The organism is Natrinema pellirubrum DSM 15624, assembly GCF_000230735.2.
GTDB classification, from domain to species: Archaea; Halobacteriota; Halobacteria; order Halobacteriales; family Natrialbaceae; genus Natrinema; species Natrinema pellirubrum.
Map to the genome: position 1 here is coordinate 843,709 of NC_019962.1, position 12,842 is coordinate 856,550.

The 12,842-nt window shown below is 65.8% G+C and carries 16 protein-coding genes and 1 tRNA gene; 10 read left to right on the forward strand and 7 right to left on the reverse strand.

Annotated elements, in window-relative coordinates; genetic code table 11:
- The first annotated feature begins 30 nt into the window (after window positions 1–30).
- Window positions 31–228: a DUF7557 family protein gene (locus NATPE_RS20975; protein ID WP_015298762.1), complete on the forward strand. Its 198-nt coding sequence runs from the start codon at window positions 31–33 to the stop codon at window positions 226–228.
- Complete coding sequence (locus NATPE_RS04165) at window positions 225–620, forward strand: PIN domain-containing protein (protein WP_006185678.1); 396 nt, start codon at window positions 225–227, stop codon at window positions 618–620. Before NATPE_RS20975 ends, NATPE_RS04165 begins: the two co-directional genes overlap by 4 nt.
- Window positions 621–821: 201 nt before the next feature.
- Here NATPE_RS04165 and NATPE_RS04175 read toward each other — a convergent pair whose 3' ends face one another.
- Complete coding sequence (locus tag NATPE_RS04175) at window positions 822–1,079, reverse strand: hypothetical protein (protein WP_006180035.1); 258 nt, start codon at window positions 1,077–1,079, stop codon at window positions 822–824.
- A 2-nt stretch (window positions 1,080–1,081) separates the two neighbouring features.
- A complete protein-coding gene (locus NATPE_RS04180) occupies window positions 1,082–1,261 on the reverse strand; it encodes a hypothetical protein (protein WP_015298763.1) in 180 nt (59 codons plus the stop codon).
- A gap of 146 nt (window positions 1,262–1,407) precedes the next feature.
- On the opposite strand from NATPE_RS04180, the gene NATPE_RS04185 reads away from it, so the two are divergent.
- The 5 genes from NATPE_RS04185 (at window position 1,408) to NATPE_RS04205 (ending at window position 6,934) form a co-directional block, all read left to right on the forward strand.
- Entirely contained in the window at window positions 1,408–3,009 is a 1,602-nt protein-coding gene (locus NATPE_RS04185; protein ID WP_006180033.1) for a GTPBP1 family GTP-binding protein, read from the forward strand.
- Between the two features lie 177 nt (window positions 3,010–3,186).
- Entirely contained in the window at window positions 3,187–3,882 is a 696-nt protein-coding gene (locus tag NATPE_RS04190) for a TMEM165/GDT1 family protein (RefSeq protein WP_006180032.1), read from the forward strand.
- Between the two features lie 107 nt (window positions 3,883–3,989).
- Window positions 3,990–4,778 (forward strand): pyrroline-5-carboxylate reductase, encoded by a 789-nt coding sequence (gene proC, locus NATPE_RS04195; RefSeq protein WP_015298764.1) that lies wholly within the window; start codon window positions 3,990–3,992, stop codon window positions 4,776–4,778.
- Window positions 4,771–5,604 carry a glutamate 5-kinase gene (gene proB, locus NATPE_RS04200; protein WP_006180030.1) on the forward strand — a complete coding sequence of 278 codons (834 nt, stop codon included), beginning with the start codon at window positions 4,771–4,773 and terminating at the stop codon, window positions 5,602–5,604. Before proC ends, proB begins: the two co-directional genes overlap by 8 nt.
- Window positions 5,597–6,934 (forward strand): glutamate-5-semialdehyde dehydrogenase, encoded by a 1,338-nt coding sequence (locus NATPE_RS04205; RefSeq protein WP_006180029.1) that lies wholly within the window; start codon window positions 5,597–5,599, stop codon window positions 6,932–6,934. The genes proB and NATPE_RS04205 overlap by 8 nt, the downstream gene beginning before the upstream one ends.
- An 18-nt stretch (window positions 6,935–6,952) precedes the next feature.
- Here the strand turns inward: NATPE_RS04205 and NATPE_RS04210 are convergent, their stop codons facing one another.
- The 4 genes from NATPE_RS04210 to NATPE_RS04225 form a co-directional block, all read right to left on the reverse strand.
- A complete protein-coding gene (locus NATPE_RS04210; RefSeq protein ID WP_006180028.1) occupies window positions 6,953–7,522 on the reverse strand; it encodes a hypothetical protein in 570 nt (189 codons plus the stop codon).
- A gap of 2 nt (window positions 7,523–7,524) precedes the next feature.
- Window positions 7,525–8,457, reverse strand: coding sequence for a methenyltetrahydromethanopterin cyclohydrolase (gene mch, locus NATPE_RS04215; protein ID WP_006180027.1), 933 nt, complete (start codon window positions 8,455–8,457; stop codon window positions 7,525–7,527).
- A gap of 126 nt (window positions 8,458–8,583) precedes the next feature.
- Window positions 8,584–8,898 (reverse strand): MTH1187 family thiamine-binding protein, encoded by a 315-nt coding sequence (locus NATPE_RS04220; protein ID WP_006180026.1) that lies wholly within the window; start codon window positions 8,896–8,898, stop codon window positions 8,584–8,586.
- Between the two features lie 168 nt (window positions 8,899–9,066).
- Window positions 9,067–9,420 (reverse strand): HalOD1 output domain-containing protein, encoded by a 354-nt coding sequence (locus NATPE_RS04225; protein ID WP_006180025.1) that lies wholly within the window; start codon window positions 9,418–9,420, stop codon window positions 9,067–9,069.
- A 434-nt stretch (window positions 9,421–9,854) separates the two neighbouring features.
- Between NATPE_RS04225 and NATPE_RS04230 the strand changes: the two genes are divergently transcribed.
- Window positions 9,855–10,298: a DUF4112 domain-containing protein gene (locus tag NATPE_RS04230; RefSeq protein ID WP_006180024.1), complete on the forward strand. Its 444-nt coding sequence runs from the start codon at window positions 9,855–9,857 to the stop codon at window positions 10,296–10,298.
- Window positions 10,299–10,558: 260 nt separating this feature from the next.
- Here the strand turns inward: NATPE_RS04230 and NATPE_RS04235 are convergent.
- Window positions 10,559–10,629, reverse strand: a tRNA-Gly gene (locus NATPE_RS04235).
- Between the two features lie 312 nt (window positions 10,630–10,941).
- Between NATPE_RS04235 and NATPE_RS04240 the strand changes: the two genes are divergently transcribed.
- On the forward strand, window positions 10,942–11,817 hold the full coding sequence (locus tag NATPE_RS04240; protein WP_006180023.1) for a putative RNA uridine N3 methyltransferase: 876 nt from the start codon (window positions 10,942–10,944) through the stop codon (window positions 11,815–11,817).
- A 4-nt stretch (window positions 11,818–11,821) separates the two neighbouring features.
- Window positions 11,822–12,841, forward strand: a complete 1,020-nt coding sequence (locus NATPE_RS04245) for a 50S ribosomal protein L3 (protein WP_006180022.1) — start codon at window positions 11,822–11,824, stop codon at window positions 12,839–12,841.
- The last annotated feature ends 1 nt before the right edge of the window (window position 12,842 follow it).

Below are 12,842 nucleotides of genomic sequence, written 5' to 3' on the forward strand. Positions count from 1 at the left end.
CCTACAAAGATGAATTCACTATGAATTCATATGAGTCGAACGTCTATTCCGGTCGATTCGGCCACCAAAGAACGGCTGGACCGATTGAAGCGAGACGGCGAAACCTGGGACGAATTCTTAGAACGAGTCACCGCTACTGAAGAACCGATCGAAGCCGGGGCATGGTCGGACGAGCAAGCAGAACGGGCAAAGGAGTCGATCAGGCAGTCTCGGGAGAACTGGCGATGACGTTTCTCGACAGTTCGACCATCATCGAATATCTGCGGAACGACCGAACTGTCATCGAGTATCTCGATGAGCGACAGCCGTGGTGGACGTCGACGATTTGCGTGTTCGAGGTCCTGAACGGGCCTGCGGGATCGCAAGACTTCGACCCGACCGAAGAACGGCAGAAATTCAGCGGTGTGCAGGCGCTCGAGTTCAACGAACAGCTGGCTTTGGAAGCCTCACGGTTACAGAATGAGGCTATCGAGGACGGAAGCGAACTGTCCCACCGAGACGCCATGATCGCCGCAACTGCACGTTCGACCGGGGACGAATACGTGGTTGCCGATAGTGACTTCGAGATCCGGCCGCTCGAGGACGTGATGGACGTTACGAACCTTCACAACGAAGAGTGAGCGACCGATCAGTACGGTAGACGACGAAAGCCGACCGTGTCGTTCGAGACGTATCCTTCGTCGAACATGGGCCACTGTCTATCGCTTCGATCGTTCCACTGTCCGTATTCGACTCGAGTGACTGGGACGATCTCGAGGCCGTCCTCGAGCAGTATCGGTGTCGCTACAGTCCGAAGGCGCAGCAACGAGAACGGCAAAAAGTTACGCGTTTTGAGGACCGGATGCGACCACTCGCCCTGCGATCCGCCCGTCGACCACCCGATCGACTATCTCGACCGTCACCGGCTCCGTCGGCGGTCGTTCCTCGAGCCGGTCCAGTCCCTCGACGACGGCGATGTCCATCGGACTCGAATCGTTCGGGTGGGCGGCGACGAGGATGCCGTCGCGTTCCTCGAGGCGCAGGTAGTACCGCTGGCCGACGCCGACCGCCTCGCCCAGCAGGTCGCGGATCGAGGTCACGCTCAGAACCGGTTGATCTCCACGTCGTCGTTGCCCGGCCCCGGCTGGGCCTGCGACGCGCAGTCGGCACACAGCTCCATGCTCTCATCGAAGTGAACCTCGCAGGCCAGTGTCCCGCAGTTTGAACACCGCTCCTGTGCGGGCCGGGACTCACAGATCTGACAGAGGCCGCTAACGCTCATACCGGCGGTACGCGCTCGAGGGGCTTGAAACCGGGCCCGGCACGCTCGACTGGCAGACGTCGGCCGTCCCGAATCGGGCGGCCTACTGTGCTATACAGTCCCAAACCACGAGAAGGCTTTTGCCGTGTGCCTGCCTACCAGTGGCCATGAGCCGTGACCGGGCCCTCCTCGAGCGGGCCCTGGACCGTGGCGAACAGGACGGTGGCAACGTCGAGTTCAAAGAGCGATTGTCACGGGACGTCCACCTCGAGGGTGGGCGGCGGGAGAGTCTCGCCGCGCAACTGCGACATCGTCTCCTTTCGGGCGACGGCGAGGCGACCTACGTCGTCGGCGTCACCGACGACGGCGGTCTCGCCGGCATCGATCCCGACACCTTCTCCGAGACGATGGACGTCCTCTCCTTGCTGGCCGAGGAGGCCGACGCCCATATCGAGGACGTCCAGACGTGGGGCATTAACGACGGGCTGGTCGGCGTCGCACAGGTCCGGGAGGGCGGCGTCCTCGAGACCGACGACGAACACGTCGTCGTCGGGACCGCCGGCCACGTCGACCACGGGAAGAGTACGCTCGTCGGCTCGCTGGTCACGGGCAAAGCCGACGACGGGGACGGCGCGACGCGGGCCTTCCTCGACGTCCAGCCCCACGAGGTCGAGCGGGGCCTCTCCGCCGATCTGTCCTACGCCGTCTACGGCTTCGACGATGAGGGGCCAGTCCGGGTCCGGAATCCGAATCGCAAGGCCGACCGCGCGGACGTCGTCCAGAACGCCGACCGGCTGGTCTCGTTCGTCGACACGGTCGGCCACGAGCCGTGGCTCCGAACGACGATCCGCGGGCTGGTCGGCCAGAAACTCGACTACGGGCTGTTGGTCGTCGCCGCCGACGATGGCCCTACTCGCACCACGCGGGAACACCTCGGCGTCTTGCTCGCCACCGACCTCCCGACGATCGTCGCGATCACGAAGACCGACACCGTCGACCAGCAACGCGTCGACGAGGTCGAACGCGAGGTCGAGCGGCTCCTCCGAGAGGTCGACAAGTCGCCGCTTCGCGTCTCCCGTCACGGCGTCGACGCCGCCGTCGACGAGATCAGCGAGCGTGTCGTTCCGATCGTCGAGACCAGCGCGATCACCATGGACGGCCTCGAGACGCTGGATGAGTTGTTCGATCGACTCCCCAAGACCTCCCAGGACACCGGCGAGTTCCGGATGTACGTCGACCGCAGCTACTCGGTTACGGGGGTCGGCGCGGTCGCCTCCGGCACCGTCATGGCCGGCGAAGTCGAGGCCGGCGACGAACTCCTGATCGGGCCGATGGCCGACGGCCGCTTTCAGGAAGTCGAGGTCCGATCGATCGAGATGCATTATCACCGGGTCGACAAAGCGCAGGCCGGCCGGATCGTCGGCATCGCCTTGAAGGGGATCAAAGAGAGCGCCATCGAGCGCGGCATGGTCTTGCTGCCCCGCGAGGCCGACCCCGACCCTGTCCGGGAGTTCGAGGCCGAGGTCATGGTGCTGAATCACCCCACCCGGATCGGTGAGGGGTACGAACCCGTCGTCCACCTCGAGACGATCGGCGAGGCCGCGGCCTTCTATCCGGAGAACGGCCGGCTGCTGCCGGGCGATTCGGGGACGACGACCGTCCGGTTCAAGTTCCGCCCGTACCTCGTCGAGGAGGGCCAGAAGTTCGTCTTCCGCGAGGGTCGCAGCAAGGGCGTCGGGACGGTGACCGACGTCACCCCAATGGAGTGACCGGGCGTTCGGGTTTCGTTCGCTCCCTCGAGCGGCCGAATGACCGGGCTTAGACCGATCGGCGTTTGGATCGGGCAGGTTTTGCGCCCGTTCGTCCGCAAAACGTATTAATTAGACGCAGCTAAACCACGCCGTGACTGGTGTCGTCGTCGAGCGTCCGCAGTGGTTGGGACTCGTATGACCGGCTGGCTCGAGGTCCTCGTGGCCGCGTTCGTCCTGCAGCTGTCGGTTCTCCCCGGCGAGAAGGTCCAGTTCATCATCGCGGGGCTGGCGACCAGATACGATCCCCGAATCGTCGTCGCCGCCGCGGCGACGGCCTTCGCCGGCTGGACGGCCATAGAGATCGCCTTCGGTGCGGCGATTCAGGGCGTGTTGCCCACCGTCTACCTCGAGGCGATCACGGCGGGACTGTTCCTCGTCTTCGCGGCGTTGCTCGTCCGGTCAGCACCCGGCACGAGTCGGCGGCCGGTGGCGGCAAACGGCGGCGCGGCGACGACCGACGCGGTCGACGTCTCGCTGCTCGGCTACGACGTGCCGCCGTACCTCCGGGGGTTCGTCCCGATTTTCGCCCTGATGGCCGTCGGGGAATTCGGGGACAAGACCCAACTCGTCACGATCGGACTGGCGCTCGAGTACGGGGCCCGGCCCGCGATCTGGGCCGGCGAGATGCTCGCGATCGTCCCCGTGAGCGCGGTCAACGCGTACTTCTTTCACCGGTTCTCCCACCGCTTCGACGCCAGGCTGGCTCACTTCGCCGGTGCGGGACTGTTCCTCTTCTTCGGGCTCGACACGCTGTTACAGCTCCTGACAGGGTTCTCAGTCTGGGAGACGATCGTCGAGGGAATCTCGACGGTCATCCTCGGGCTCGGCTGACCGCTCCGGGACGAGACGATCGCCGTCGGCTCCGGACACGCGACGGTCCTCCCGACCGAACGAAACCAAAGTTGGTATGACCGCCTCGGTTCCTCCGTTAGAGCAAGATGGTACAGACGAGCGTTATCGGTTGTGGCAACATGGGGAGTGCCCTGATAAAGGGCCTCCATCGATCGGGGAATCACACGGTGACCGCGTGTGACCTCGATCCCGACGCACTCGAGTCGGTCGCCGACTACGTCGATCACACGACTTCGGAGGTCTCCGAAGCGGTGACCGACGCCGACGTCGTCGTCGTTGCCGTGAAGCCGGACATCGTGGGCGCGGTGCTTTCGGATCTCGATCTCTCGCCGGACCAGACGCTGCTCTCTATCGCCGCGGGCGTCCCGACCGACTACGTCGAGGCCCGGACCGACGCGAACGTCGTCCGGATCATGCCGAACCTCGCCGCCGAGACGGGCGATATGGCCGCGGCCGTCACCGGCGACGACATCCCCGGCGAGGTGCGGCAGCTGCTCGACGACGTCGGTGAATTCGCCGAAATCGACGAGGGCCAGATGGACACCGCGACCGCCGTCAACGGGAGCGGCCCCGCGTTCGTCTTCTATCTCATTCAGGCCATGGCCGAGGCGGGCGTCGAGGGCGGCCTCGAGGAGTCGGACGCGGAGACGCTGGCCGCCCAGACGTTCAAGGGCGCGGCCGAGACCGTTCTCCGGTCGGACCGCAGCACCGAGGAACTGATCGACGCCGTCTGCTCACCCAACGGGACGACCATCGAGGGCATGGAGGTCCTGTGGGACAGCGACGCCGACGCGGACGTCACCGCGGCGGTCCGGGCGGCCGAAGAACGATCCGCGGAACTGGCCGCCGAGTTCGGCGATGAGAACGATGCGTGAGGAACTCGAGGAGTCTGGCGTCGAGGAAGCACGCCGGCTGGCGGCCGACGCCGACCGGGTGATCGTCAAGGCCGGGACCAACTCCCTGACCGACGAGGACTCGAATCTCGACGACGGGAAACTCGACAAGCTCGTCGACGACCTCGAGGACCTCCTGAAGCGGGACAAAGAAGTCATTCTCGTCTCCTCGGGCTCGATCGGGGCCGGGACGGGTCGAATCGAACAGTCGAGCGGCACCGTCGAGGAGTCCCAGGCCCTCTCGACCGTCGGCCAGAGCCTCCTCATGCACCGCTATACGGAGAGCTTCGACCGCTACGACCGAAAGGTCGCACAACTGCTCTTGACCCAGCACGACCTCGAGAACCCCGAACGATTCACGAACCTGCGGAACACGATCGAGACGCTGCTCGACTGGGGCGTCGTCCCGATCATCAACGAGAACGACGCCGTCGCGACCGAGGAGATCCGAATCGGCGACAACGACATGCTCTCGGCGGCGACGACGATGGGCGTCGACGCCGATCTGTTAGTGACGCTGACCGACGTCGGCGGCGTCTACACCGGCAACCCGAAGGAAGACGACGACGCCGAGCGCATCGACGCCGTCGGCACCAACTACGACGACGTTCAAGGGATCATCAGCGAGACCACGTCCGACGGCTTCGGCGGCATCAAGACCAAGGTCGAGGGGGCACGCGACGTCAGCGAACACGGCGTCCCGGCGGTCATCGCGAAGTCGACCGCCCCCGACGTCCTCGAGAAGATCGCTACTGCCAAGCCCGTGGGTACCATATTCGTTCCCATCAACGGTGTGAGCGATGACTGAAACCGACATCGAAGCCGACGTCGCGGAGGCACAGGGCGCGGCCCTCGAGCTGGCGAAGCTCTCCGACGAGGAGCGGCAGACAACGCTGTACGAGATCGCCGACGCCATCGAGGCCCGAACCGACGAGATCCTCGCCGAAAACGAGAAAGACGTCGAAGAGGGCCAGCGGCTGCTCGAGGAAGGCGAGTACACCCAGGCACTGGTCGACCGACTGAAGCTCTCGGAGTCGAAGATCGAGAGCATCGCCGACATGGTCCGCAGCGTCGCCGAGCAGGACGACCCCCTCGGGAAGACCCTCTCGGCGCGGGAACTCGACGAGGACCTCGAGCTGTACAAGGTCGCAGTCCCGATCGGCGTCGTCGGCACCGTCTTCGAGTCTCGGCCCGACGCGCTCGTCCAGATCGCGTCGCTGGCCCTGAAATCGGGCAACGCCGTGATCCTCAAGGGCGGCAGCGAGGCGCTGCACTCCAACCGGATCCTCTTCGAGACCATCGAGGAGGCCGCGGCCGACGCCGGGATCCCCGACGGCTGGGCCCAGCACATCGAGGCCCGCGAGGACGTCGATCGGCTCCTCGAGATGGACGATTCGATCGACCTCCTGATGCCACGGGGCAGCTCCGCGTTCGTCAGCTACATCCAGGACAACACGAGCATCCCCGTGCTGGGCCACACGGAGGGGATCTGTCACGTCTACGTCGACGACCAAGCGGACCTCTCGATGGCCGAAGACATCGCCTACGACGCCAAGGTCCAGTACCCCGCCGTCTGTAACGCCGTCGAGACCCTGCTGGTCCACGAAGACGTCGCCGCGGAGTTCCTGCCGGCGATCGCGGACCGCTACGAGACCGCCGACGTCGAGATCCGCGGCGACGAGGCCACGCGCGAGATCGTCGACGTCACGGCCGCGACCGGAGACGATTGGGACACCGAGTACGGCGACCTGATCGTCTCGATCAAGGTCGTCGACTCGCTCGCGGCCGCGATCGACCACATCACGACCTACGGCTCGAAACACACCGAGTCGATCGTTACCGAGGACGACGAGCGCGCGCGGACGTTCATGCGCAGCATCGACTCGGCGAGTGTCTTCCACAACGCCTCGACCCGCTTTGCCGACGGCTACCGATTCGGGCTCGGTGCCGAGGTCGGCATCAGCACCGGCAAGATCCACGCCCGCGGTCCCGTCGGGCTCGAGGGCCTGACGACCTACAAGTACCACCTCGAGGGCGACGGCCAGCTCGTCGCGACCTACGCCGGCGAGGACGCGAAGCCGTACACCCACGAGGAACTCGACGCCGACTGGTCGCCCGGCCGGCTCTCGGACGAGTAACGCCTCGAGGGTTCTCTTCTACTCGCGCGTAAGCGCGACCCGATAGCCGTCGTCCGCTCGCTCCGCGAGCCCCAGCAGTACCGCCCACTCGAGGAGTCGCTCGACCCGTTCCGGGTCGACCCGGTTTCGGCGGGATCGTCGCCCCTCGGCGGCTCGATCGTCGCCGAGCGTGTCGATGACTTCGCTGACGGTCAGTGCCTCGTCGGCGTCTTGCCGAATTTGCGAGCCAGGGCTCGTGGAACCGCGTTCCACGGCGGCCTCGAGCGCGGCACAGACTGCGTCGGCACCATCCACGCGTGCCCGGAACGCCCGGCCGAGCCGATCGCGATCGAGCGCCGCCAGATCGGCCGCGCCACCGCTCGAGTCCGTCTCGAGGCGGCGAAAACTCCCCGACTCCTCGACCGCGAGTTCGAGCGCACGCAGGAAGGTGAGCCACGTCGCGGCTTTCTCGCGGTCCTCGATCGGCGTCTCCTCGACGAGGTGGGCACAGCAGTCGTCGATGTCGTCGACCCTCGTAGGGAGGGCACGGTAGACCGTTTCGAGGGTCTCGACGTCGGCGGGCGGCTCGGGGACCGGCTTGAACCGCACGGCTACAGGTCGAAGGAGTCGACGAGCAGGTCCTCGTCGGTCTCGCCGTGGACGTAGGTGGGCCCGCCGATCACGTCGACCGTCACCGTCGCGGGCGCGAAGAGATCCGAGGGGACCTCCTCGAAGTCCCAGTCGAGGTCGTCGAAGACCTCGCCGAAGGGACGGCCGTGATCCTCGGCGGCCGTCGAGGGCACCGAGTCGAAGACGTCGGCGTCCTCGCGGACGGTGAGGTGGGCGCGGCCGCCGTAGGCGATGGCGTCGTTCGTGCGCGCGATGGCCGTGCGCTCGTCGCCCGCGACGGGCGCGACGGGCGCGCGCCCGGTCGCGGAGACGATATCGAGTGGGTCGTACCCCAGTTCCGAGAGCCGGAAGGTCGCCAGTTCGGCCGCGCGGGCGGCGTTGGTGATCGAGCCGACGAGGCTCGCGGTCGGGTAGGCAAGCAGGAAGACGCTGCTCGTCTCGACCTCCGCGAGGTCGGCGACCTGCTCGGCCGCGGCCGCGGTCGGCTCCTGTTCGGTCTCGAGGGCCAGCGCCGTCAGATCGAAGGCGTCGGTGTAGCCGATCCGGCGGAACTCCTCCTCGCGGGCGACCAGCGCCCGGGCCGGACCGCTGCCCAGCCCCTCGAAGTCCTCGGTCGTCAGCTCCCAGCCGGCCTTCTGCGAGCAGAGCAGCGCGAGCGCCGGCTGGTCGGTCGAGAGTTCGACGTAGGGAATCGACGCCTCGCCGAGTTCGCCCAGTTCGTAGCTCGGCGTCGCCATCCCGGCAGTCTGGATCTCGGTCAGCAGGAGGCCGGCCTCGATGCCGCCGTCGAACTCCAGGCCGAAGTCCAGTACCGTCGATTCGTTCTCGAGGTCGTAGCCTCCGATGTTCAACTCCTCGGCGTAGTCGAGGGCCTCGTCGACCAGCTCGATCGCCATGCGATTGAGACTTTCCATGGGGCGGGATTCAGCCTCCGGGGTAAAACCGTTTGTCCGTTCGTGTCCGACCAGCGGCTGACGGCTGTCAGCTCGGTGCCGGGTGTTCCGCCTCGAGAACCTACCGTCGACCGGGTCGTCGATCGCTCACTCCTTTCGGCTTCGGGCCGGTCGGCCGAGGTGGTCCTCGACGACCTCGACCTTCTCCGCGGCGTCGACCTCCCGGGTGCGCTTGTCGTCGATCTTCAGGACGGTACTCACGCGGTCGGCGTCGACCGCGTCGTGAGCCGCCTGCGCGGCCGCGAAGAGTTCGTCGGTACTCTCGGCCTCGATCACCGTTCCCATCGGATTCGTCTCGTAGCTCACGTCGAAATCCTCGAGGGCGTCGACCGCCTTCGCGACTTCGCTGGCCATGCTGTCCTCGATCACCGGTGCGACGCTCAAGAGCGCGACTACCGTCATGGGCAGCGGTGATGATCGGGAGTACCCTAAAGCCGTGCCATGCGGCCGGCTTCGCCGCTGATCGCCAACTCGAGCGTCGGTTCGATCGCGGACGCTCGTCGGTTCGGCCGGTCGCGGCGCTGGGGAGCGAGCGTCGCCGGAAAAACGATCAGGACGGGACGTGTGACCTCAGTTCGTCGTCGGGGTTCGGGGCGTCTCCGCAGGTGGGTAGATGATGACGTCGCCGTTCGCGTAGACGTACACCTCGTGTTCGAGGGCGGTGAAGGCGATGTGACCGCCAGTACGTTCGGTGCCGTCGGCCTTCTTGCCGAAGATTCGATCGAGCGCGTCCGGGTCGACGCTGTCGTAGAGGGAGAACTCCCCCTGGGAGACGTCGGTCTCCGCGATCGACGCGAGCGCGTGGACGATCGTCGTCGTGATCGTCGCGGTACCGTCGGGATCGTGGTGGAAGACGTACCGATCGTTGGGCTGGTCGTACTGGAGATCGTCCGTGCCCGCTGCGGGTGAGATTTCTGTCTGCATTGCTATATCTGATCGTTCAATCGTGTATTAGACCGTAGTTACTCACAGTATAAAAGCCACTCGCAGGCGACAATAGTACTCATACGTGAAATACGTCCTCGGATTAGTAATTGAATGAAAATACGCTGGTATCCGTCTATCACGGTCGTTCACGACCGCTCGAGCGGGGGTAAGCACCGGTTCCCATCCGCTGTCTCGGGGCAAATTCGAACGTTGCCCGCGAAAGCGCCGGTTAGGCTCGTCGATCTCCGCCGGTGGACTGGCGTCGAACGCCGATCGCGACCGTCTCGCTCGAGCGCGGCGATCCGTCCGCGCGTTCGCGACGCCTGCCGGCCATCGGCTCCCGACCCGTCGCCGGTACGATGCCATCAATATCCCTGCCCGCTTGCCACGTCCGTCCGCGTCCTTATCCACGCGGGCATCCAATCGATCCCATGGCTTCCGACACAACTGAGCGTCGTTCGGAACTCGAGACACTCATCAACGACCTCCCTGCGGCCGTCGACGACGCGGCGGTCACGCGAATGCGCGTCGTTGCACACGCCCTCGACGAGGGGGTGCCGGTCCCGGGTACGGACTTCAGGATCGGTATCGACCCGATCGTCGGCATCCTCCCGGGCGCGGGTGACACCGTTGCGGGGGCCGTCTCGCTGTATCTCGTCGCCGAGGCCGCACGGCTCGGTGTCTCGCTGTCGACGTTGGCACGCATGATCGCGAACGTCGGCGTCGACACCGTCGTCGGCTCCATCCCCCTCCTCGGGGTCGCCTTCGACGCCGTCTGGAAGGCCAACAAATGGAACCTGAAACTGGCCCTGCAGGACCTCGCCGCCGAGGGCGACGAGACTAATACCGGGCCCGACGTCGTGACGATCGACTAGCGGCCGCCGACGCTCGCAACGCGGTCCAGGCGACTCCTCGTGTGACGTTCCGTCGGAGCCGCGCCGACTCGAGACGGCGTTCCGAACTCACCGCACCCGCCCGATCGCGTATCGCGGCCGCTCGAGCATCGGCTTTGGAGAAGTGTGCTGGCCGGAGTTCGAACGACACGGAGACGGTCCCGCTCGCTTGCGGACTGAGACACCTCTCGTTAAGATTCAGGACGATCTCCGTCACCTAACGGAGTTGAGTACGACAGAAATGCGCTGGCTGGGATTTGAACCCAGGTTGTGACCATGGCAAGGTCACGTGATACCACTACACTACCAGCGCCCGCAGCGCCTCGCTGCACTCATACCTACTGTCGGATGGATGTATAAGGGTTGCGAATCGAACCCGCCTCGCCATGCTGCAGCATGGCGATTCTCGAGTTATCGCGACGACAGTTCCGCCCCAAAGGCGGCAACATGGGCCGGGTCGGACGTCGGTCGATCGTGACTAGTCGTCACACGCGAGTGTGTGTCCGTTCGGCACGAATTCGTCGGTGTGAGCCGTTGACAGCCGGGATCGAATCCGCTATTCTTTTAAGACCCTCTCCGCAATACATCGCTACAGTCTAGTGACGCGGCGCCGAAGCGTTTCGGCATGACCGTCAGCATACTCGTGCCGTCGTCGCTCAGCCGGGAAGCCGAGGACAAACGCGAGGCCACTCGCAAACTCGGATACGTCGCCCGCGCGGCGACGGTCTTCCGGGCCGACCGCCTGCTCGTCTATCCCGACCGGGACGGCGAGACGGGGCGGTTCGACGGCGGGTTCGTGGAAACCGTCTTGCGGTACGCCGCGACGCCCCCCTACCTCCGCAACGAGGCGTGGGGGATGCGGGACGAACTGGAGTATGCGGGCGTCTTGCCACCGCTCCGCGCGGTGTCACAGACCGGCTCCGAATCGAACGGTTCGGGGTCGTCAAGACAAGGGATCGTGACCGAGGTCGGACCTGAAGGGCGCGTCCGGGTCAATTGCGGACTGCAACACCCGATCTCCCTCAACGTACCGCCGAAAATGGCGGTCGAGGAGGGAGAGCGCGTGACCGTCAGGATCTCTTCGCGACGACCGGTCCGGGCGAAACTCGAAGACGTTCCCCTTCCGGGGCTCGCCGTCGAGCGGACGGACCTTTCGACAGCACTCGGCCGTGAGGACGCCGGCGTCTGCATCGCCGCCTCCCGATTCGGTGAAGAACTCACCGTCGGGCGGCTCGAGACGCTGGCCGGACGCATCGAGGGCGATGGGATGACCGTCGCGTTCGGTGCGCCCGAACGAGGGCTGCCGGATATCCTCGAAATCGAGGCATCCGCCGTCGGGGCCCCGAAGGACGCGGCCGCCGGCGAGGATGACGGAGTCGAACCCACAGCCGATCCGGGGTTCGACCTCTGGCTAAACACGGTTCCGGATCAGGGAAGCGAGGTCGTGCGAACGGAGGAGGCTCTGTTCGCTACCCTCGCGTCCCTCTCACTGCGAGAGTGAAAGCATGCCACAAGCAAATACACCACGCAAAGGCTCACTCGGGTTCGGCCCACGAAAGCGTGCGACCAGCGAGGTCCCGCGTTTCAATTCGTGGCCGGACACTGACGGACAGCCGACGCTGCAGGGCTTCGCGGGCTACAAGGCCGGCATGACCCACGTCGTCATGGTCGACGATAAAGCGAATTCGCCGACCGAAGGGATGGAAGAGACCGTCCCCGTGACGATCGTGGAGACGCCGCCGATGCGCGCGGTCGCGCTGCGAGCGTACGAAGACACACCGTACGGGAAGAAGCCGATTACCGAGGTCTGGACCGACGAGTTCGTTCCGGAACTCGATCGGGTTCTCGACATTCCCGGTGACGATTACGACGTCGACGCCGCCGAAGACGAGCTTCGGGGCCTCCTCGCGGAGGGCCGCGTCGACGACGTCCGCGTCATCACGCATACGGTGCCCACCGAGATTCCCTCGGTACCGAAGAAGAAACCCGACGTGATGGAAACGCGCGTCGGCGGCGGCTCCATCGAGGAGCGCGTCGACTTCGCCCTCGAGACTGTCGCCGACGGCGGCGAACACGTCATGAACGACGTGTTCCGCGCCGGCGAGTACGTCGACGCAAGCGGCGTCACGAAAGGGAAAGGGACCCAGGGTCCCGTCAAGCGATGGGGCGTCCAGAAACGCAAGGGCAAACACGCCCGGCAGGGCTGGCGTCGCCGCATCGGCAACCTCGGCCCCTGGAACCCCTCCCGCGTCCGCTCGACGGTCCCCCAGCAGGGCCAGACCGGCTACCACCAGCGGACGGAACTGAACAAGCGCCTCGTCGACATCGGCGAGGGCGCTGACGCGACGGTCGACGGCGGCTTCGTCAACTACGGCGAAGTCGACGGCCCGCACGCGTTGATCAAGGGCTCGCTCCCCGGGCCACAGCAGCGTCTCGTACGCTTCCGCCCGGCGATCCGACCCGGAGACCAGCCGCGCCTCGATCCCGAGGTCCGGTACGTCTCCACCGCATCCAACCAGGGATAAC

What these genes read in the sequence shown, in the direction of transcription:
- NATPE_RS04220 (WP_006180026.1), bottom strand. Translation starts at nt 8,898, where the DNA reads ATGACGGTAGTCGCGCTCTTGAGCGTCGCACCGGTGATCGAGGACAGC.
- mch (WP_006180027.1), bottom strand. Translation starts at nt 8,457, where the DNA reads ATGGAAAGTCTCAATCGCATGGCGATCGAGCTGGTCGACGAGGCCCTC.
- proB (WP_006180030.1), top strand. Translation starts at nt 4,771, where the DNA reads ATGCGTGAGGAACTCGAGGAGTCTGGCGTCGAGGAAGCACGCCGGCTG.
- NATPE_RS04245 (WP_006180022.1), top strand. Translation starts at nt 11,822, where the DNA reads ATGCCACAAGCAAATACACCACGCAAAGGCTCACTCGGGTTCGGCCCA.
- proC (WP_015298764.1), top strand. Translation starts at nt 3,990, where the DNA reads ATGGTACAGACGAGCGTTATCGGTTGTGGCAACATGGGGAGTGCCCTG.
- NATPE_RS04240 (WP_006180023.1), top strand. Translation starts at nt 10,942, where the DNA reads ATGACCGTCAGCATACTCGTGCCGTCGTCGCTCAGCCGGGAAGCCGAG.
- NATPE_RS04230 (WP_006180024.1), top strand. Translation starts at nt 9,855, where the DNA reads ATGGCTTCCGACACAACTGAGCGTCGTTCGGAACTCGAGACACTCATC.
- NATPE_RS04190 (WP_006180032.1), top strand. Translation starts at nt 3,187, where the DNA reads ATGACCGGCTGGCTCGAGGTCCTCGTGGCCGCGTTCGTCCTGCAGCTG.
- NATPE_RS04180 (WP_015298763.1), bottom strand. Translation starts at nt 1,261, where the DNA reads ATGAGCGTTAGCGGCCTCTGTCAGATCTGTGAGTCCCGGCCCGCACAG.
- NATPE_RS04185 (WP_006180033.1), top strand. Translation starts at nt 1,408, where the DNA reads ATGAGCCGTGACCGGGCCCTCCTCGAGCGGGCCCTGGACCGTGGCGAA.
- NATPE_RS04165 (WP_006185678.1), top strand. Translation starts at nt 225, where the DNA reads ATGACGTTTCTCGACAGTTCGACCATCATCGAATATCTGCGGAACGAC.
- NATPE_RS04205 (WP_006180029.1), top strand. Translation starts at nt 5,597, where the DNA reads ATGACTGAAACCGACATCGAAGCCGACGTCGCGGAGGCACAGGGCGCG.
- NATPE_RS04225 (WP_006180025.1), bottom strand. Translation starts at nt 9,420, where the DNA reads ATGCAGACAGAAATCTCACCCGCAGCGGGCACGGACGATCTCCAGTAC.
- NATPE_RS20975 (WP_015298762.1), top strand. Translation starts at nt 31, where the DNA reads ATGAGTCGAACGTCTATTCCGGTCGATTCGGCCACCAAAGAACGGCTG.